The 17,398-nt window shown below is 69.1% G+C and carries 21 protein-coding genes; 12 read left to right on the forward strand and 9 right to left on the reverse strand.

Annotation, left to right across the window (positions count from 1 at the left end):
- Positions 1 to 46: 46 nt before the first annotated feature.
- On the reverse strand, positions 47 to 712 hold the full coding sequence (locus VGH85_23555; GenBank protein HEY2176799.1) for an acyltransferase: 666 nt from the start codon (positions 710 to 712) through the stop codon (positions 47 to 49).
- Between the two features lie 334 nt (positions 713 to 1,046).
- On the opposite strand from VGH85_23555, the gene VGH85_23560 reads away from it, so the two are divergent.
- Positions 1,047 to 1,862, forward strand: coding sequence for a class I SAM-dependent methyltransferase (locus tag VGH85_23560; protein ID HEY2176800.1), 816 nt, complete (start codon positions 1,047 to 1,049; stop codon positions 1,860 to 1,862).
- 19 nt (positions 1,863 to 1,881) lie between these two features.
- Here VGH85_23560 and VGH85_23565 read toward each other — a convergent pair whose 3' ends face one another.
- Positions 1,882 to 2,289, reverse strand: a complete 408-nt coding sequence (locus VGH85_23565; GenBank protein ID HEY2176801.1) for a cupredoxin domain-containing protein — start codon at positions 2,287 to 2,289, stop codon at positions 1,882 to 1,884.
- A gap of 90 nt (positions 2,290 to 2,379) precedes the next feature.
- Here VGH85_23565 and VGH85_23570 point away from each other — a divergent pair, with 90 nt between their 5' ends.
- The 7 genes from VGH85_23570 to VGH85_23600 all read left to right on the forward strand — a co-directional run bounded on the left by VGH85_23570 (position 2,380) and on the right by VGH85_23600 (position 8,702).
- The gene (locus VGH85_23570) at positions 2,380 to 2,886 is read left to right on the forward strand and encodes a sigma-70 family RNA polymerase sigma factor (GenBank protein ID HEY2176802.1); all 507 of its coding nucleotides are present in this window, start codon (positions 2,380 to 2,382) and stop codon (positions 2,884 to 2,886) included.
- Positions 2,883 to 3,590 carry a zf-HC2 domain-containing protein gene (locus VGH85_23575; protein ID HEY2176803.1) on the forward strand — a complete coding sequence of 236 codons (708 nt, stop codon included), beginning with the start codon at positions 2,883 to 2,885 and terminating at the stop codon, positions 3,588 to 3,590. The genes VGH85_23570 and VGH85_23575 overlap by 4 nt, the downstream gene beginning before the upstream one ends.
- A gap of 76 nt (positions 3,591 to 3,666) precedes the next feature.
- On the forward strand, positions 3,667 to 4,617 hold the full coding sequence (locus tag VGH85_23580) for a D-2-hydroxyacid dehydrogenase family protein (GenBank protein HEY2176804.1): 951 nt from the start codon (positions 3,667 to 3,669) through the stop codon (positions 4,615 to 4,617).
- Positions 4,618 to 4,668: 51 nt separating this feature from the next.
- The gene (locus VGH85_23585) at positions 4,669 to 5,556 is read left to right on the forward strand and encodes a hypothetical protein (GenBank protein HEY2176805.1); all 888 of its coding nucleotides are present in this window, start codon (positions 4,669 to 4,671) and stop codon (positions 5,554 to 5,556) included.
- A gap of 369 nt (positions 5,557 to 5,925) precedes the next feature.
- Entirely contained in the window at positions 5,926 to 7,023 is a 1,098-nt protein-coding gene (locus tag VGH85_23590) for a Gfo/Idh/MocA family oxidoreductase (protein HEY2176806.1), read from the forward strand.
- Positions 7,024 to 7,047: 24 nt separating this feature from the next.
- Complete coding sequence (locus VGH85_23595) at positions 7,048 to 7,980, forward strand: PmoA family protein (GenBank protein HEY2176807.1); 933 nt, start codon at positions 7,048 to 7,050, stop codon at positions 7,978 to 7,980.
- Positions 7,977 to 8,702, forward strand: a complete 726-nt coding sequence (locus VGH85_23600) for a cupin domain-containing protein (GenBank protein HEY2176808.1) — start codon at positions 7,977 to 7,979, stop codon at positions 8,700 to 8,702. Before VGH85_23595 ends, VGH85_23600 begins: the two co-directional genes overlap by 4 nt.
- A 6-nt stretch (positions 8,703 to 8,708) precedes the next feature.
- On the opposite strand, the gene VGH85_23605 is transcribed toward VGH85_23600, so the two are convergent.
- From VGH85_23605 to VGH85_23615, 3 genes are all read right to left on the reverse strand, one after another.
- Positions 8,709 to 8,987, reverse strand: coding sequence for a type II toxin-antitoxin system RelE/ParE family toxin (locus VGH85_23605; GenBank protein HEY2176809.1), 279 nt, complete (start codon positions 8,985 to 8,987; stop codon positions 8,709 to 8,711).
- The gene (locus VGH85_23610; GenBank protein HEY2176810.1) at positions 8,984 to 9,268 is read right to left on the reverse strand and encodes a type II toxin-antitoxin system Phd/YefM family antitoxin; all 285 of its coding nucleotides are present in this window, start codon (positions 9,266 to 9,268) and stop codon (positions 8,984 to 8,986) included. The genes VGH85_23605 and VGH85_23610 overlap by 4 nt, the downstream gene beginning before the upstream one ends.
- Before the next feature lie 71 nt (positions 9,269 to 9,339).
- On the reverse strand, positions 9,340 to 9,906 hold the full coding sequence (locus tag VGH85_23615) for a TetR family transcriptional regulator (protein ID HEY2176811.1): 567 nt from the start codon (positions 9,904 to 9,906) through the stop codon (positions 9,340 to 9,342).
- A 103-nt stretch (positions 9,907 to 10,009) separates the two neighbouring features.
- Here VGH85_23615 and VGH85_23620 point away from each other — a divergent pair, with 103 nt between their 5' ends.
- Positions 10,010 to 10,912 carry an SDR family oxidoreductase gene (locus tag VGH85_23620; protein ID HEY2176812.1) on the forward strand — a complete coding sequence of 301 codons (903 nt, stop codon included), beginning with the start codon at positions 10,010 to 10,012 and terminating at the stop codon, positions 10,910 to 10,912.
- Positions 10,913 to 10,943: 31 nt separating this feature from the next.
- Here the strand turns inward: VGH85_23620 and VGH85_23625 are convergent, their stop codons facing one another.
- From VGH85_23625 to VGH85_23640, 4 genes are all read right to left on the reverse strand, one after another.
- Positions 10,944 to 11,681, reverse strand: coding sequence for a phosphotransferase (locus VGH85_23625; GenBank protein HEY2176813.1), 738 nt, complete (start codon positions 11,679 to 11,681; stop codon positions 10,944 to 10,946).
- An 89-nt stretch (positions 11,682 to 11,770) separates the two neighbouring features.
- Positions 11,771 to 12,700, reverse strand: a complete 930-nt coding sequence (gene rarD / locus VGH85_23630) for an EamA family transporter RarD (protein HEY2176814.1) — start codon at positions 12,698 to 12,700, stop codon at positions 11,771 to 11,773.
- Between the two features lie 10 nt (positions 12,701 to 12,710).
- The gene (locus tag VGH85_23635; GenBank protein ID HEY2176815.1) at positions 12,711 to 13,772 is read right to left on the reverse strand and encodes a 2-oxoacid:ferredoxin oxidoreductase subunit beta; all 1,062 of its coding nucleotides are present in this window, start codon (positions 13,770 to 13,772) and stop codon (positions 12,711 to 12,713) included.
- Complete coding sequence (locus VGH85_23640; GenBank protein ID HEY2176816.1) at positions 13,765 to 15,612, reverse strand: 2-oxoacid:acceptor oxidoreductase subunit alpha; 1,848 nt, start codon at positions 15,610 to 15,612, stop codon at positions 13,765 to 13,767. Before VGH85_23640 ends, VGH85_23635 begins: the two co-directional genes overlap by 8 nt.
- A gap of 261 nt (positions 15,613 to 15,873) precedes the next feature.
- Between VGH85_23640 and nuoB the strand changes: the two genes are divergently transcribed.
- From nuoB to VGH85_23655, 3 genes are read left to right on the forward strand one after another with little or no spacing between them, the layout of a single operon-like run.
- Positions 15,874 to 16,404 carry an NADH-quinone oxidoreductase subunit NuoB gene (nuoB, locus tag VGH85_23645; protein ID HEY2176817.1) on the forward strand — a complete coding sequence of 177 codons (531 nt, stop codon included), beginning with the start codon at positions 15,874 to 15,876 and terminating at the stop codon, positions 16,402 to 16,404.
- Positions 16,401 to 17,006 (forward strand): NADH-quinone oxidoreductase subunit C, encoded by a 606-nt coding sequence (locus VGH85_23650; GenBank protein HEY2176818.1) that lies wholly within the window; start codon positions 16,401 to 16,403, stop codon positions 17,004 to 17,006. Before nuoB ends, VGH85_23650 begins: the two co-directional genes overlap by 4 nt.
- Entirely contained in the window at positions 17,003 to 17,392 is a 390-nt protein-coding gene (locus VGH85_23655; protein HEY2176819.1) for a 4Fe-4S binding protein, read from the forward strand. The genes VGH85_23650 and VGH85_23655 overlap by 4 nt, the downstream gene beginning before the upstream one ends.
- Positions 17,393 to 17,398 lie beyond the last annotated feature (6 nt).

A 17,398-nucleotide genomic window follows, 5' to 3' on the forward strand; every position in this document is an offset into this window, starting at 1 on the left:
TCCTCGTCGCCGATGATGGGGCGGGCGAGCGAGATCGCGACGTCACTCATGTCGCGGACTCTGCATCCGCGGTCTCAAGGCCGAGGGAATCACCGTTCTCCACGTAGACCTCTCCGGTTTTCGGGCAACGCCATTTGTCACACTTCTGAGCCTCAAGTGGGACCCCTGAGCGACCGACCCATCCGATTCGTCGGGCCGGCACACCCGCGACCAGTGCAAAATCGGGAACATCGCTGGTGACGACGGCGCCAGCAGCGACCAGAGCCCAGCGGCCGATGGAAACGGGTGCCACGCAGACACTGCGCGCCCCGAGTGAGGCGCCCGTCCCTAAGACGACCCCGACCGGGCTCCAGTCGGAAGCGCTTTTGCTCGTTCCATCGGGGTTGATAGCCCTGGGATGGGTGTCATTGGTCAAAATCGCGCCGGGTCCGACGAATGCGCCGTCCTCAATTACGGCCGGCTCATAGAGAAGAGCGTAGTTTTGTACTTTGACATAATCGCCGATCCGTACGCCGGGCCCGACGTAAGCACCGCGTCCCACGACGCATCCTCGCCCGAGAACGGCGTGCTCGCGGATCTGCGCGAGGTGCCAGACGACCGTGTCCGCACCGACGATTGCACCAGGGTGCACGTCGGCGGATTCAATTATCCGACTTGGAGTCACGAACTCAGATTCTCTGACGGAGGCCCTGGCAAACCCTTGTTCCAGCACACACCGCAACCACCCCCGCCTCAACTTCACGCACCAACAAAGCGGATCGGATGCGCCCTTCTCAGCGCCTCTGATGCCTGCGCAACTCTATACACACAGTGGTCAGGTTGCTACCCTTCGGGCTGGATTCCTGAGTGATTGTTCGTCGGTTTGAATTCGACCGGCGAGTGGCCGTCGCTGCGCGTAACTGGAATGCGTTGATTGGCGATGTACACATTCGGATTGAGCGTGTGCGGCATGCAAGTTTCCCTTTTTGATAACTGCGCGTCACGCCCCGAGGGGGAGATTAGGCGGCCAGGGACGGCGCTTCGGGCACTGGCAGTAGCGTGAGCGCGTGACGCGTCCCCACGGAGTCCGTGCTCAGTCCTTCGGATCAATCGCCGAGAGTTACGACCGCTTCCGGCCGGGCCCGCCGGGGGAAGCCCTGGACTGGGTGCTGCAGGACAATTGCCAGTCGGCGTTGGACCTCGGTGCGGGCACCGGTGCGATGACCCGGGTCCTGCTCCGTCGCGTGCCGGCGGTGACGGCGGTCGAGCCCGACCCGCGGATGCGGGAGGTGCTCACCGAGCGCGTGCCGGGGGCGACCGTGGTGGCCGGCCGCGCGGAGGAGATACCGCTCCCCGATGCCTCGGTGGACGCCGTCCTGGTGAGTTCGGCCTGGCACTGGATGGATCCGGAGCGCGCGCCCTACGAGGTGGCCCGGGTGCTGCGTCCCGGTGGCCGCTTCGGACTCCTCTGGAACGGCCGTGACCGGCAGGTGCGCTGGGTCGCCGACCTGGAGGAGATCGTGCGGGCGGGCACGGTCACCGAGGAAGAGAAGGCGGCGGCGGAGAGCACCCACCGCGATGAGGTGGACGGAGCCGCGCCGCCCCAGGACCGGCGACCGAGAGCCGTTCGGGTCCGGATGCCGGACGACGCGCCGTTCGGCGATACCGCGACCCACGTCGAGCGGTGGTCCCGGCCGATCAGTCCGGAGGACGTCGTCGGCCTCATCGGCACCTACAGCCGGATCATCGTCCTGCCCGAGGTTCAGCGGCAGGCACTGCTCGAGCGGGTCGCCGACTTCACCCGCACCGATCCCGCGCTGTCCGGCCGCGACACTGTCGACCTGCCGATGACCTGTCGCTGCTGGCGGGCCACCCGCGCCTGAGTCCCGCCTCGACCAGGAGTCAGCCGGACACCGTCAGCGAGCCGTGCATGAACGGATGCACGGTGCAGGTGAAGGGGTACTTACCCGGCTTCGTCGGTGCCGTGAAGCTCGACGTCTGACTCGAGGTGATCGTCGCCGACTTGAAGGCCCCGGTCGTCGACGTCACGTTGTGCGGCGCCGAGTCGTTGTTCACGACCTTGACCTTCGTGCCCGGCTTCACCGTCAGCGGTGCCCCGAACTTGAAGTTCTTGATCGTGATCGTGGCCGACGAGGTCGCCGCGCTCTTCGATGGCGACGAGGACGCTGACGCCTTCGACGAGGCCGACGGTGACGACGAGTTGGACGACGATCCGGAGCCGGAGGAGGAACAGGCCGCGGCGATCAGCAGGGCGAACGCGGCCACGCCAATGCGCAGAAGTGCTCTCATAACGGCAAGGTACGACCAATACCGGCGTTCGGTTCAGTGAACCGCCGAAGCTCCGGCTCCGTGTTATCCGGTGAAGGGGGGTAGGTGAGAGTGCCGCCTGAAGCCGATCTGATGCGCGTGCTGCACGACGAGCACGCGTCCGCGCTGTGGTCGTACGCCATGCGACTGACCAGCGGAGATCGAGGTCGGGCCGAGGACGCCGTCCAAGAGACGATGCTTCGGGCCTGGCGGCACCCCGAGGTCCTCGATTCGTCCCGAGGATCACCGCGGGGCTGGCTCTTCACCACCCTGCGGCACGTCGTCATCGATGAATGGCGGGCTCGCAGCGTCCGGCCGGAGAAGGTGACCGACCGGGTCCCCGAAGTGAGCGTGCCGGACGCCGCCGACACCGCCGTACAGTCGTGGCTGGTGGCCGACGCGCTCCGGCAGCTGTCGCCGTCACACCGCGAGGTGCTCGTCGAGTGCTTCTACCGGGGAATGTCGGTCGCCGAGGCGGCCGCCCGGCTGGGAGTGCCCCCTGGCACCGTGAAGTCCCGAACACACTATGCGCTACGCGCCCTGAAACTGGCGCTCGAGGAGATGGGGGTGACCGCGTGACCTGCTTCTACAGCCACGACGGCGCCTCCTACGTGCTGGGTGCGCTCAGCCCGGAGGAGCGACACCGCTTCGAGGAACACCTGCCGACCTGCCCCACCTGCACCGCCACGGTGCAGGAGTTCTCCGGCATGCCCGGCCTGCTCGCCCGGATTTCGTCCGAGGAGGCGGCCGACTCCGGTGCCGAAGCCGAGCCGCCGCCACCCTCGCTGCTGCCCCGGCTCCTCACCCAGGTGCACCGGGAGCGCCGTAGCGCCCGCTGGCGGGTGGTGGCCGTGGCCGCCGCAGCCGCCGCGGTCGTCGGGGTCGGCGGTGCCGCCATCATTTCCTCCGTCGACGACCACCCGGCCGGCCACCCGTCGGTCTCGGCGGTCACCAGCCGGCTGTTCACCATGAAGGCCGTCAACGGCGCACCGGTGCAGGCGACCGTGCGGCTGACGGACAAGGCCTGGGGTACGGCGATCGACATGCACTGCACCTACAGCGGCGACGCCACCGGCAGCGGGGGCGGCTGGGGTGGCGGCGGCGTGCAGTACGTGCTCGTCGCGACCGATCGCAACGGACACCGCCAGCAGCTGGCCACCTGGAAGGCCCTCCCCGAGAAGACGGTCAAGGTGCCGACCGCGGTCGCCATGCCGCGCAGCCAGCTCTCGTCGGTACAGGTCACCACCGGCTCCGGCGAGGTCGTGGCCAACCTCGCGCTGTAACGCGCGGGGGCAGGGTCCTGACGGGGACGGGCCTCCGGTGTGCGGATAATCGCCTATCCGCACCCGGAGGTTGCCCGTGACACGCGTCGCCGTACTCGACGACTACCAGGACGTGGCCGAGTCGCTCGCCGACTGGGCTTCGCTGCCGGACGGCACCGAGGTGGTGTTCTTCTCCTACCACCTCACCGACGTCGACGCGCTGGTCGAGCGGCTCGCCGAGTTCGACGTGGTGGTGCTGATGCGCGAGCGCACCGCCTTCCCGCGGTCGCTGATCGCGCGGCTGCCGCGGCTGAAGCTGATCGTCACCGCCGCGATGAGAAACGTCGCGATCGACGTCGACGCGGCCCGCGATCACGGCGTGGTGGTCAGCGGTACGGAAGGTTCGGGCGGCGCGACCCTCGACCTGACGTGGGGTCTGATCCTGGCGCTGCTGCGGCACCTGCCGGCCGAGGACGCGGCTCTGCGGGCCGGTCGCTGGCAGACCACCCTCGGGGTCGACCTCGCCGGCAAGACCCTGGGACTGCTGGGGTTGGGGCGGCTCGGCAGTGGGGTCGCCAGGGTCGGACGCGCCTTCGGGATGGAGGTCATCGCCTGGAGCGAGCACCTCACCGCCGAACGTGCGGCCGAGGTCGGCGCCACCCGGGTCGAGCGGGACGAGCTTTTCTCCGCCGCCGACATCCTCTCGATCCACGTCGTGCTGAGCGACCGCACCCGCGGCCTGGTGGGCGCGAAGGAACTGGCCGCGATGAAGCCCACGGCGTACCTGATCAACACCTCCCGCGGACCGATCGTCGACGAGACGGCGCTGATCGACGCTTTGCACGCGCGGCAGATCGCCGGCGCCGGCCTCGACGTGTACGACGTCGAGCCGCTGCCGATGACGCATCCGCTGCGGTCGGCGCCGCACACGGTGCTGACGCCGCACATCGGTTTCGTCACCCGGGAGACCTACCGGCAGTGGTACAGCGGCGCGGTTGAGGACATCGCGGCGTTTTTGTCCGGAAAGCCGATCCGAGTCCTTACGTAACATCGGTGTGAAAAACGTGCGTATACCGGTGCATTGCCGGAGACTGAAGACGTGCTAGCCGAGTACGACGAGCTCGACGCAGTCGGCAGCGCCTACGTCGAGCACCTGAGCGACACCGACCTGCGCACGCTGGTCGGAGCCGACGGGGTGACGGTGGAGGAGCAGGACCGCCGCGTGCAGGCGCTGCGTCGCCAGCCCGCGCTTGTCCTCGACGTGCTCGCCCGGCCCGCCACGGTCGACGCCCTGCTCAACCTCGCCGGGACGACCGGTCGACGCAGCGAGCGGCTGACCTTCGTCTCGCCGTTCCTCGTCTTCGCCGCGGCCGTGCACCGGACCGCCGCCGATCTCGGGCAGACCTACTACACGACCGAGCGCTCCGGGCCGCGGCTGCGGGTCCCGGTCTTCGACTCCGCCGACCTCGCCGCCTACCTCGCCCTGGCCCGCCGGCGGCTGTTCCTCATCGACCTGCTGGCGTCGTTCACCCGGGTGTCGAGCGGGGTGGCGTGGACCAAGACCTCCGGCGGATGGCAGCGGCGGCGGTGGAACGAGCTCGACCCGCTGCGCCTGGCCGCGCTGCTGGACGCCGTACCTGAAGATCAGAAGCCGGGCGTCTGGCGCCGGATGGGCGACCTGGCGCTCTTCCTCACCGGCGTGTTCCCGGATCGGGCGACGCCGAGCGGACCGTTCGACTCCAACCGGCTGGCGCGGCTGACCGGGCTGTCCCGGCCGCCCGAGGACGACGACCCGCTCGACCTGCTCGAGCGCTTCGGTGCGCGCTGGTATCTCATCGCCGCCGAGCGGGCGTTGGCGCAGACGTCGACGACCGCCGAGCTGCGTGACGCGGCCGAGCACTTCCACCAGGCGCGCCGGGTGCTCAACGCCGTCACCGACCGGTATCTCTTCCCGCTGTCCAACGACTGGTTCACGCCGCCGTCGTAACCCGCTCCGTTGCTGGCTGGCTGGTTGGTTGCTGGTCGACGGGTTGGTCGACCAAAACGCACTAGGAGTGCGTTTTGGGGGCCGGGCGCGGCGTGTCGCTGACCAAAACGCACTCCGAGTGCGTTTTGGGCGGGCGCCGGGCTGGGCAAGCGCCGGGGGAGCGGCGGGTCGCCGCACCCTGGACAAAACCCACTAGTAGTGGGTTTTGGACGGTCCGTACGGCGTGTCGTGGACCACAACCCACTAGTAGTGGGTTTTGTCCAGGCGTCCGACGGCTGGCGGGCCGGCGGCGCCGACGCTCGGTTGACAGGCCAAAGGGGGCACTCCTACGTTTACTCGGTAAGCGTTTCCCCAGAGGAGAAGTCGACCATGCCGGATCGGATCAAAATCGGGCTCGTAGGCACGGGCAACATCGCCAACTCGCATCTGCGGGCGATCAAGGCGCACGAGGGCCGGGCTGAGGTCGTCGCCGCCATGGACGTCGATCAGGGCCGGCTGGACGAGTTCTGTGAAAAGCACGACATCCCCAACAGCTACAAGTCGGTCGAGGACATGCTCGCCGCCGAGCAGCTCGACCTCGTCGACGTCTGCACCCCTCCCGGCGCCCACGCCGACCCGGCGATCGCCGCCCTCGACGCCGGCGCATCGGTGCTCGTCGAGAAGCCGCCGTGCCTCTCCCTCGAGGACTTCGACCGCATCGCCGAGGCCGAGAAGCGCAACAAGGGTCACTTCATCACGGTCTTCCAGCACCGGTTCGGATCGGCAGGCCGGCACGTCAAGCACCTGATCGACGACGGCTTGCTCGGCGCGCCCTACGTCTCCATCTGCCACACCCTCTGGTTCCGCGGCGACGCCTACTACGAGGTTCCGTGGCGCGGCCGGTGGGACACCGAGGGCGGCGGTCCGACCATGGGCCACGGCATCCACCAGATCGACCTGCTCGGTCATCTGCTGGGCGAGTGGACCGAGATCTCGGCGACCGCAGCGCGGATGGCGCGGCACGTGCAGACCGAGGACGTGTCCTTCGCCCACGTCAGCTTCGCCAGCGGCGCGATCGCCAGCGTCGTCAACAGCATCCTGTCGCCGCGCGAGGAGAGCTACCAGCGCTTCGACTTCGCTCGCGGCACCCTCGAGCTGACCCACCTCTACGGCTACGACGCGCAGAGCTGGCGGTTCACCCCGGCGCCCGGCGTCGAGGCGGGGCCGGAGATCTGGCCGGCTCCCGGCCCCGACGTCAAGAGCTCGCACGCGGCGCAGTACGGCGACATCCTCGACAGCCTCGAGCGGGGCGAGCGCCCCGGGTCGACGGGACCGGGCGCAAGGCGCACGCTGGAGCTCGTGACCGGCCTCTACGCGTCCGCCTTCACCGGCACCCGGGTACGCCGCGAAGACCTCAGCCCCGGCAACCCCTTCTACCACCGGCTGCACGGCGATCATCCCGACTGGGCGCCGACCGCGACCGCCTGACGACAACTTCCGAAAGGTCCGCCCGTGCCCCAGCCAGACTCCTCGATGCAGCTCGCCGAGACCGCGGACGCGGTCACGCTCGAAGCCGGTGGCGTCGAGCTGTTCCGCTACGTCGTCCAGCCCGACGTGCCGCAGTTGGAATCGCCGCACCCCTACATGCATCCGCTGCGTACGACGACCGGCGAGCTGGTCTCGCTCTACCGCCCGCACGACCATGTCTGGCACAAGGGCATCTCGCTCGCGCTGCCCAACGTCGACGACGCCAACTTCTGGGGCGGCCCGACCTACGTGCGCGACAAGGGCTACGTGCAGTTGCACAACAACGGCACGCAGCGCCATGACGAGTTCACGAAGGTCCACATCACCGACGGGATCGCCCGGATCGACGAGCAGCTGTCCTGGATCACCGAGCAGGGTGAGCACTGGATCGACGAGAAGCGCCGCTTCGGCGCCTACCTGCTCCCCGAGGAGTCGGCCTGGGTGCTGACTTTCGAGACGGCGCTGCACAATCGGCGCGAGACGCCGATCCAGTTCGGCAGCCCGACCACCGAAGGGCGCCCGGCCGCCGGCTACGGCGGCTTCTTCTGGCGCGGACCGCGGTCCTTCAACAACGGCAAGATCCTCGCGCCCGACACGTCCGGTGAGGCGCTGATGGGGCAGCGCGCCGAATGGCTCGGTTACGTCGGCAAGCACGACGGGATCGACGGCGCGGCCACCATCGTCTTCGTCGACAACACCGCCAACGTCCGGCACCCCACCCAGTGGTTCGTCCGCAGCGAGCCCTACGCCTGCGTATGCCCGGCGCCGTTCTTCGACGAGGTCCTCGACGTCCCGGCCGACGACACGCTGACCCTGCGCTACGACTTCCTCATCGGTTCGGGAAGCTGGGATCCGGCGCGGATCGGGCAGGTCGTCTCCGACCGGGTTCGCGGCGTCGACGCGCTCGGCCGGTCGTGACCGACCCGTCGCTCGCCTTTCCCGGAGCGACCGCGGTCACCGGCCTCGACGTCTATGACTGGTCCGGGCCGGACGGCGAACCGGGCGGCTCCGCACACGTCCACCTGCTGTGCACCGAGGCCTACATCGTCGTCAGCGGGTCCGGCCGGTTGCAGACCCTCGGCTCCGCGGGCTTCACCGAGACACCGCTCGCCCCGGCCGACGTGGTCTGGTTCACCCCCGGCACGATCCACCGGCTGGTCAACGAAGATGGCCTGAAGATCCTGGTCGTGATGCAGAACGCCGGCCTGCCCGAGGCCGGTGACGCCGTACTCACCTTCCCGCCGGAGATCCTCGCCGACCGTGAGCGCTACGCCGCCGCCGCGTCGCTCGCCGACGAGCGACACGTCTACGCCTCCGACGAGGCCGCGGCGCGACGCCGTAAGGACCTGGCGATCGAGGGCTTCGGTGAGCTGCGCCGCCGGGTCGAGGAGCACGGCCCGGGCGAGCTCGACGCCTTCTACGACGCCGCGCACAAGTTGGTGGCGCCGAAGCTCGAGGCCTGGGAGAGCCAGCTCAGTGCCGGAGCGGCGGCGGTAGCCGACCTGGCCGCGAAGCGCCTGGCGGCACTCCGGGGCGGCGACTACAGCCACCTCGGCGCGGCGGCGGTCGTCGCCGACGCGCCGTCCGGACCGAAGCTGGGGATGTGCGGCCGGCTCACGACCTACGACGGCTCTCTCTAGCAGGATTCAGCGGTTGCGGTAGGCGTCCGAGCGAGCGAACACGCCGACGACCTCGACGCGATGGTGGTCCTCGTCGATGCGGTAGAGGACGCGGTAGGTGCCGCGTCGCGCGCTGTGGCGATCGTCGAGCGGAGGGCGCAGGCGTCTACCTACGCGCTGCGGATTCTCCAGCAGCGGGCCGACGATGAATTCGTAAGCCGCAAAGGCTACTGGCTGTGGAAGTTGCTCAGCGAGCTGCCGACGTGCGGTTGGGGCAATCAGTAGGTCGTATCTGCGATCGTTCACGCACCGGCTCGCCGGGCAGCCATCGCTGCTGCAAGGTCCCGCTCGCTTTCACCCTCGCCTCGAGCGAGTTCGTCTTCGGCCGTACGAAGCGCATGCACCGCGTCCGAGTCCGACAGGACTGCGATGGTTTCCTCGAGCGACTCAAGGTCGTCGACAGCGAGGAGCACCGCCGTGGGCCGGCCGTGCACGGTCACCGTCACACGCTCGTGCTGCGCACCAACTCGCGCTACCAGGTCAGAGAGGTGGGCCTTAGCTTCCGCAATTGAACTCATCGCCGCCATGGTCATAAGTATGACCAAACATTTGGGTGATGTCTAGCCGCACCGCGCCGTTTTCGGGGCGTCTGTCGCAATCAGCCGCCGGCGGTGAGGGTCTTCAGCTGATCGAGCGACTCGCGCATGATCTGCGACAGGTCCCGGTCGCCCGGCTCATTGATCCAACGCTCGAACGCCACGCGGAAGACGGCGATCCCCGCCTCGGCCGCCAGACTCGACTCCGGGTCGGTGACGCCGCGTCGGCGTAACCCGTCGGCGAGAGCCGCCGACAGCGACGCCATCTTGATCAGTTCGCGCTCTCGCAGCTCCGCGTTGGCGACGATGACGGCCTGACGCTGACGGGAGAATGCGCGGCCCTCCCCGATCACCGCTGCGGCGGCGTCGAGTGCGGCCGCGATGGCCTCCATCGGCGAGGCGGAGTCGGGGGCACCGTCGAGGGCTCCCACCATGCGCTCCTGCAGGAACGCCGAACCGCCGAAGAGCACCTCGCGCTTGTCGGCGAAGTAGCGGAAGAAGGTCCGCGCCGTGAGGCCCGCGCGCTGGGCGATCTCGGCCACGGTCGTCTGCTCGAACCCGCGCTCGACGTAGAGCTCCATCGCCGCCTGTCGGAGCCGGCCGCTCGCGTCCGGCTCCCATCGACCCATGCCGTCAGTCTAGGTGATGACACGCGATGACATCAGCCTGTACAGTGATGTCATCAAGTGACATCAGGCCGGCTTGCGGGCCGTTGATCATCTGGAGGATTTCATGCGCATCTTCGTCACCGGAGCATCCGGCTGGATCGGTTCGGCCGTCATCCCGGAGCTCCTCGATGCCGGCCACAAGGTCGTCGGTCTCGCCCGCTCGGACACCGCGGCGGCAGCGGTCGCCGCACGCGGCGCCGAGGTCCACCGCGGCGGTCTCGACGACCTCGACGGCCTGCGTGCAGGGGCAGCCGCGTCCGATGGGGTCGTCCACCTGGGCTACAACCATGACTTCTCGCGCATGGAGCAGGCTGCGCAGACGGACCTGCAGGCGATCGAGGCCATCGGCGCGACCCTCGAGGGCACCGATCGGCCATTCGTCATCGCCTCCGGCGCAGCCGGGATCGCGTCCGGACGCGTCGCCACCGAAGAGGACATGCCAGACCTGGGCGCCCACCCGCGGGTCGCCAGCGCCCAAGCGGCGCTCTCCTTCGGCACCCGAGGGGTGCGCTCATCGATCGTGCGGTTCGCTCCGACGGTCCACGGCGCTGGCGATCACGGTTTCGTAGCCGCGCTGGTCGGCATCGCTCGGGACACGGGAGTGTCCGGCTACATCGACGACGGCGCCAACCGCTGGCCGGCGGTGCACCGACTCGATGCCGGCAGCCTCGTCCGGCTCGCCGTCGACGACGCACCCGCCGGTTCGGTCCTGCACGCCATCGCCGAGGAGGGTGTGCCGACCCGGGCCATCGCCGAGGCGATCGGTCGCGGCCTCGACCTGCCGGTGGTCTCCGTTCCGGCCGAGCAGGCGAGCAGCCACTTCGGCTTTCTCGGCGGCTTCTTCAGCGTGGATTGTCCGGCCTCGAACCGGCTGACGCGTGAACTGCTGGGGTGGACGCCGACGCAGCACGGTCTCATCGCAGACCTCGACGAGGGGCACTACTTCAACGGCCCGTCGACGCGTTGACTCCGCCGACGGTGGCCGATTAGTTGCGGCCTCAGAGCCGGGATCTCAGTACGGCGACCTCGGGGAACTCGTCCGGCGAGCCGTAGCCGTGCTCGGCCAGCCAGCGGACGTTGGTCAGGCATCGCAACGACCACCACGCGTGGATGAGGTCGCGGTCAACGTCGGTGCCGTAGCCGGCGACGACGTCGCCAACGTGCTCCTCGTGTCCGAGCGTCAAGATGGCGAGGTCGAACAGGGCATCGCCCTTGCTGGCCTCGGACCAGTCGATTACGCCGGTGACCTTGTCACCATCGACGAACACGTGGTCTACCTGCAGGTCGCCGTGCGTGAAGACAGGTGTCCACGGCCGGAGTGCGGCCTCGGCAACCCGGCGGTTACGCGTGACCACGTCGGGGGGAAGGACGCCGTTGGCGAGGAGCCACTCGCATTCGCCGTCGAGGCGCGATGCGAGCTCGTCGATGTTCGGACCGGGCCGTGGCGGCAGCGGCGCGTCGTGCAGCATCCGTACTGCGGCACCCGCCGCTGCCCACGCGGTGGGCGACGCGGTCGACGGCTCACCGAGGTGGCCGAGTGCGATCCCGGGGAGGGCGGCGAGCGCGAGCACGGGCGGCTTCCGCCACAGGACCTCCGGAGTCGGGATCGGCGCCATATCCATCGCCTCGACCTCGACGTCGATGCGCGTCTGATCAGCGTCGATCTTCAGGAACACGTCACCGACGCGCAGGGTCGTGCGCTCGCTATGGGCGACGACGACCTTGACCTCCTCCATGTCGGCCATTGTCGCGTGATGACCACCGACGTCGCCACGTGTTTTGTCGCGTGCGGAACCCGACCCGGCTGATGTCTCGACGCGGACGGCTAGACCGGTGATGTCGCGGAGATCTCGACACCCCGCTGACGCTGTACCTCGCGCGCCGTGCGCTGGTAGCGGACCATGTCGACCGAGAGCACGATCAGCGCCACCCAGACCAGCGCGAAACCCATCAGCCGCAGCGCCGGCATCGGCTCGTGGAAGACGAGGACGCCGAAGGCGAACTGCATCACCGGCGTGACGTATTGCAGCAGCCCGAGCGTGACCAGCGGCAGCCGCCGTGCCGCGCCGGCGAAGAACAGCAGCGGTACGGCGGTCACGACGCCGGCGCCGACGAGCAGAACCGCCTGCGCCACACCGGAATGCCCGAAACTACTGCGCCCGTCCGCGGCGAGGAAACCCAGATAGACCAGCGACGGGATCAGCAGCGTCGCCGTCTCGACCGTGAGGCTGTGCGACGCGGGCGCACCGACGTGCTTCTTGATCAGGCCGTACGAGCCGAAGGAGAAGGCCAGCGTCAACGCGATCCAGGGCGGGTGGCCGTAGTCGACGGCGAGGACGAGCACGGACACGGCACCGAGGCCGACCGCCGCCCACTGCACCGGGCGCAGGTGCTCGCGCAGCACCAGCACGCCCAGCAGGACCGTGACGAGCGGGTTGATGAAGTAGCCCAGCGACGTCTCCACGACCTCGCCGTGGTTGACGCCCCAGATGTAGACGCCCCAGTTGGTCGCGATGAGGATCGCGCCGAGCGCCATCAGTGCGAGCCGTCCCGGCTGGTGCAACAGTTCGCGGATCCACCGCCAGTTGCGTTGCACGGCGAGGATCGCGATCACTACGACCAGCGACCACACCACCCGGTGGGCCAGGATCTCCAGCGCACCGGCAGGACGCACCCATGGCCAGTAGAGGGGGAAGAGCCCCCACATCACGTAGGCCGCGGCGCCGAAGAGCAGTCCTTTGCGTCCCTCGGTCATCGGCGGGACGTCAGCCGACGATCCAGGTATCCGACCCGTGCAGCAGACCGGTCAGGTCCGCGTCCTTGGCTGCGGTCGCGTCCTCGACCTGCTCGCGCATGCTGTCGTCGTACGCCGACCGCTCGACCGACCGGAAGACGCCGACCGGCGTGTAGTGCAGGTCGCTGCCGGACAGCCGGGACAACGAGAAGGCGTAGCTCGGGTCGTCGGCGTGGGCATCGTGCACGACGATCCGCGGGTCGTCGTCGGCGACGTCCTCGGCGATCTGCAGGCTGCCGGTCGCCGGGTCGCGCACGACACCCTTCGTGCCGTCGCGGCCGAAGCGCAGCGGCTCGCCATGCTCCATCCGGATCGTCCAGTCGTCGCGCGTCTCCGGGTCCTTGAGCAACTCGTAGGCGTCGTCGTTGTAGATGTTGCAGTTCTGGTAGATCTCGACGAGCGCCGTGCCGCGGTGCTGGGCCGCGGCCTGCAGGACCGAGGTCAGCTGCTTGCGGTCGGAGTCGATGGCGCGCCCGACGAAGCTGGCCTCCGCGCCGAGCGCGAGCGACACCGGGTTGAACGGTGCGTCGAGCGACCCGAGCGGGGTGGACTTCGTGATCTTGCCGACCTCCGACGTCGGTGAATACTGCCCCTTGGTGAGGCCGTAGATCCGGTTGTTGAACAGCAGGATCTTCACGTTGACGTTGCGGCGCAGGGCGTGAATCAGGTGGTTTCCGCCGATCGACAGCGCGTCGCCGTCACCGGTGATCACCCACACCGACAGGTCGGGCCGGGTCGCGGCGAGGCCGGTCGCGATCGCCGGGGCGCGGCCGTGGATCGAGTGCATCCCGTAGGTGTTCATGTAGTACGGCAGCCGAGCGGCGCAGCCGATACCGGAGAGCATGACGATGTTCTCGCGTCGTACGCCGAGCTTGGGCATGAAGCCCTGGATGGCCGCGAGGATCGCGTAGTCGCCGCAGCCGGGGCACCACCGGACCTCTTGGTCGGTCTTGAAGTCCTTCGCGGACTCCTTCGTCTCGGTCGCCGGAACGCCGGCCAGGCCGGGGAATTCGAGGTCGACCTGCTCAGACATCGGCGATCACCTTCTCCAACACGGAGGCGAGCTCTTCGGCTCGGAACGGGAGTCCCTGGACCTTGTTGTAGCTGATCACGTCGACCAGATATTTCGCCCGCACCAGGGTGGCGAGCTGGCCGAGATTCATCTCCGGCAGCACCACCCGGTCGTAGCTCGCGAGCACCTCGCCGAGATTGGGCGGGAACGGGTTGAGGTGGCGCAGGTGGGCCTGTGCGATGGCCAGACCGCGTCGGCGCAGGCGGCGGCAGGCGGCGCCGATCGGGCCGTACGTCGACCCCCAGCCGAGCACCAGCACCGTCGCGTCGCCCTGCGGGTCGTCGACCTCGACCTCGGGGATGTCCCGGGCGATCCCGTCGACCTTCGCCGCCCGGGTGCGCACCATGAAGTCGTGGTTGGCCGGGTCGTAGGAGATCTCCCCGGTGCCGTCGGCCTTCTCGATCCCGCCGATGCGGTGTTCCAGCCCCGCCGTACCCGGCACCGCCCACGGCCGGGCGAGGGTCTCCGGGTCGCGCAGGTAAGGCCAGAATTCGCCGTCGTGGTTGGTCTCGGTGGCGAAATTGACGTCGATCTCCGGCAGTGAATTGACGTCCGGGATCAGCCACGGCTCGGAGCCGTTGGCGAGATAGCCGTCGGAGAGCAGGAAGACCGGCGTGCGGTACTTCGTCGCGATGCGGACCGCCTCGATGGCGGCATCGAAGCAGTCGGCGGGGGACTGCGGCGCGACCACCGGGACCGGTGCCTCGCCGTGCCGGCCGTACACCGCCATCAGCAGGTCGGCCTGCTCGGGCTTGGTCGGCATCCCGGTCGACGGGCCGGCCCGCTGGATGTCGCAGACCACAAGGGGGAGTTCGAGGGTGACGCCGAGTCCGATGGTCTCCGACTTCAGGGCCACGCCGGGCCCGGAGGTGGTCGTGACCCCGAGAGCCCCGCCGAAGCTCGCCCCGAGTGCCGCTCCGACGCCGGCGATCTCGTCCTCCGCCTGGAAGGTGCGGACGTCGAACTCCTTGTGCTTGGCCAGTTCGTGCAAGATGTCGCTGGCCGGCGTGATCGGGTAGGCGCCGAGCATCAGTGGCAGCCCCGCTTGGCGCGCCGCGGCGATCAGCCCGAAGGACAGGGCGAGGTTGCCCGAGATGTTGCGGTAGACACCGGCCGGCAACGCCGCCGGCTTGATCTCGTAGGAGACGGCGAACGCCTCGGTCGTCTCGCCGTAGTTCCAGCCGGCCCGGAAGGCCGCGACGTTGGCGGCCGCGATCTCCGGCTTGCTCTTGAACTTCGACTCGAGGAAACGGACCGTCCCCTCGACCGGCCGGTGGTACATCCACGACAGCAGCCCGAGCGCGAACATGTTCTTGGCGCGGCTGGATTCCTTACGGGACAGGCCGAAGGACTCCAACGCGGTCGTCGTGAGTCCGCTGAGGTCGACGTCGTGGACCAGGAAATCGGTCAGCGAGTCGTCCTCGAGCGGGTTGGCGTCCCATCCGACCTTGGACAGTGCCCGCGGGGTGAAGTCGTGGTTGTCGACGATGATCGTCGCGCCGCGCGGCAGGTCGGTGAGGTTTGCCTTGAGGGCGGCGGGATTCATCGCGACGAGTACGTCGGGGGCATCGCCCGGCGTCATGATGTCGTGGTCGGCGAAGTGCAGCTGGAAGGAGGACACCCCCGGCAGCGTGCCGGCGGGGGCGCGTATCTCGGCCGGGAAGTTGGGCAGCGTCGAGAGATCGTTACCGAATGCCGCCGTCTCCTGGGTGAACCGGTCGCCGGTGAGCTGCATACCGTCACCGGAGTCTCCGGCGAACCGGATCACGACGCGGTCGCGCTGCTCGACCTGCTTGGGCACGGTCCTCCTCCTCGAAGAGCGTGTGTGGTGTCGGACCGCAACCATGTTATGCCGTGCGGCTCCCGCACGATGGTAAGCGCGCGCGGCCCCGGATGGCGTATCAGGGGGAAAGGGTCACAGTCGGGAATACGCTAGCCCGCGTCCCAGCATCTGAGACGGCTGTCCCGAGCCCGGACCACGCCCCGGGCGGACGGCGGGGCACCGGTCCGATCACTAGGCTCGCGGGCGAGGGCCGGGACCCTCGTGGAGGCAGGTGCGTCGATGGATGGGCACGCAATGGCCGCGCCGGAGCCGATCCGGTTCGTGCTCAACTGGGGCCGCCGCTACACCTTGTGGGTGTTCAACTTCGGCCTGGCCTGCTGCGCGGTCGAATTCGTGGCCACCTCGATGGCGCGCCCGGACATCCTGCGCCTCGGCATCGACCCGTCCACCCCGACCGGCGGGCCGCCCGCGGCGGACCTGATGGTGGTGTCCGGCACGGTGACCGACAAGATCGCGCCGGCGGTGCAGGGCCAGTACGACGCGCTTCCCGACCCGAAATACGTGATCAGCTTCGGCGCCTGCTCCAACTGCGGCGGCCCGTACTGGGACAGCTATTCGGTGACGAAGGGCGTCGACCAGATCATCCCTGTCGACGTCTATGTCCCCGGATGTCCACCCCGCCCGGAGGCGCTGCTCGAAGGCATCCGGCGGCTGCAGGACGTGATCGGCGACGGTCCGGCGCCGGCCGCGGCGCGCGGCGCCGCGCTCTACACCGCGCCGATGGTCCCGCCGCCGGGGTCGGGCCGTTGACCCCCGACGAGATCGGCCGGCGACTGGTCGAGCGGACCGGTGCGCGGTCGACGTACGCGGTCACCTTCGGTGCCGTGACGGTCGACGTGCCGCGGGAGCAGTGGGTCGAGGCGGTGACCGTGGCCCGGGACGATCCCGACCTCGGCTGCACCTTCTTCGACTGGCTCAGCGCCGTCGACGAACTCGACAGCGGATTCGCCGTGGTGATCCATCTCTACGCGATCGGGCGCGGGCACCATGTGCTGCTGCGCACGGTGGTGCCCGACGACGACCCGGCGCTGCCGACGCTGACCGATGTCTTCGCGGGAGCGGCGTGGCACGAGCGGGAGACGCACGAGATGTTCGGCATCGACTTCGTCGGCCATCCCGGGCTGACCCCGCTGCTGTTGCCGGACGGCTTTGAGGGGCATCCGCTGCGCAAGGACTTCGTCCTGGCCTCGCGGGTGGCCAAGGAGTGGCCGGGAGCGAAGGAACCGGGGGAGAGCGCCACCCGTGGGCGGTCGCGGCGGCGGATGCGTCCCCCCGGCGTACCCGATCCGACCGACTGGGGCCCCGCCGCTCCCGACTCCCATGGAGGGCCGGAAGGGGAGGGAGAGACGTGACCGACGGGACGACGGAATTGCCGGCGCGCAGTCGCGGGGTGATCGGGCTGCTCGAGGAGAACTGCACCGTCTGCATGCTCTGCGCACGCGAATGTCCGGATTGGTGCATCTACATCGACTCCCACAAGGAGACTGTCGACGCACCCGGCGCCGCCCGGCCGCGGCAGCGGGCCGTGCTCGACCGGTTCGCCATCGACTTCGCGCTGTGCATGTACTGCGGGATCTGCATCGACGTCTGCCCCTACGACGCGCTCTTCTGGGCCCCGGAATACGCCTACGCCGAAGTCGACATCCGGGAGATGACGCACGAAAAAGACCGGCTTCGGGAGTGGGTCTGGACCGTTCCGCCGCCGCCCGCGCACGACCCGCTGGAGCACGGTCAGTGACCGATG

This window comes from Mycobacteriales bacterium (genome assembly GCA_036497565.1).
Classification (GTDB): domain Bacteria; phylum Actinomycetota; class Actinomycetes; order Mycobacteriales; family QHCD01; genus DASXJE01.

Coding starts and splice junctions, on each gene's coding strand:
- VGH85_23565 (HEY2176801.1), bottom strand. CDS start 2,289: ATGAGAGCACTTCTGCGCATTGGCGTGGCCGCGTTCGCCCTGCTGATC.
- VGH85_23590 (HEY2176806.1), top strand. CDS start 5,926: ATGCCGGATCGGATCAAAATCGGGCTCGTAGGCACGGGCAACATCGCC.
- VGH85_23610 (HEY2176810.1), bottom strand. CDS start 9,268: ATGGCGGCGATGAGTTCAATTGCGGAAGCTAAGGCCCACCTCTCTGAC.
- VGH85_23615 (HEY2176811.1), bottom strand. CDS start 9,906: ATGGGTCGATGGGAGCCGGACGCGAGCGGCCGGCTCCGACAGGCGGCG.
- VGH85_23620 (HEY2176812.1), top strand. CDS start 10,010: ATGCGCATCTTCGTCACCGGAGCATCCGGCTGGATCGGTTCGGCCGTC.
- VGH85_23625 (HEY2176813.1), bottom strand. CDS start 11,681: ATGGAGGAGGTCAAGGTCGTCGTCGCCCATAGCGAGCGCACGACCCTG.
- rarD (HEY2176814.1), bottom strand. CDS start 12,700: ATGACCGAGGGACGCAAAGGACTGCTCTTCGGCGCCGCGGCCTACGTG.
- VGH85_23635 (HEY2176815.1), bottom strand. CDS start 13,772: ATGTCTGAGCAGGTCGACCTCGAATTCCCCGGCCTGGCCGGCGTTCCG.
- nuoB (HEY2176817.1), top strand. CDS start 15,874: ATGGATGGGCACGCAATGGCCGCGCCGGAGCCGATCCGGTTCGTGCTC.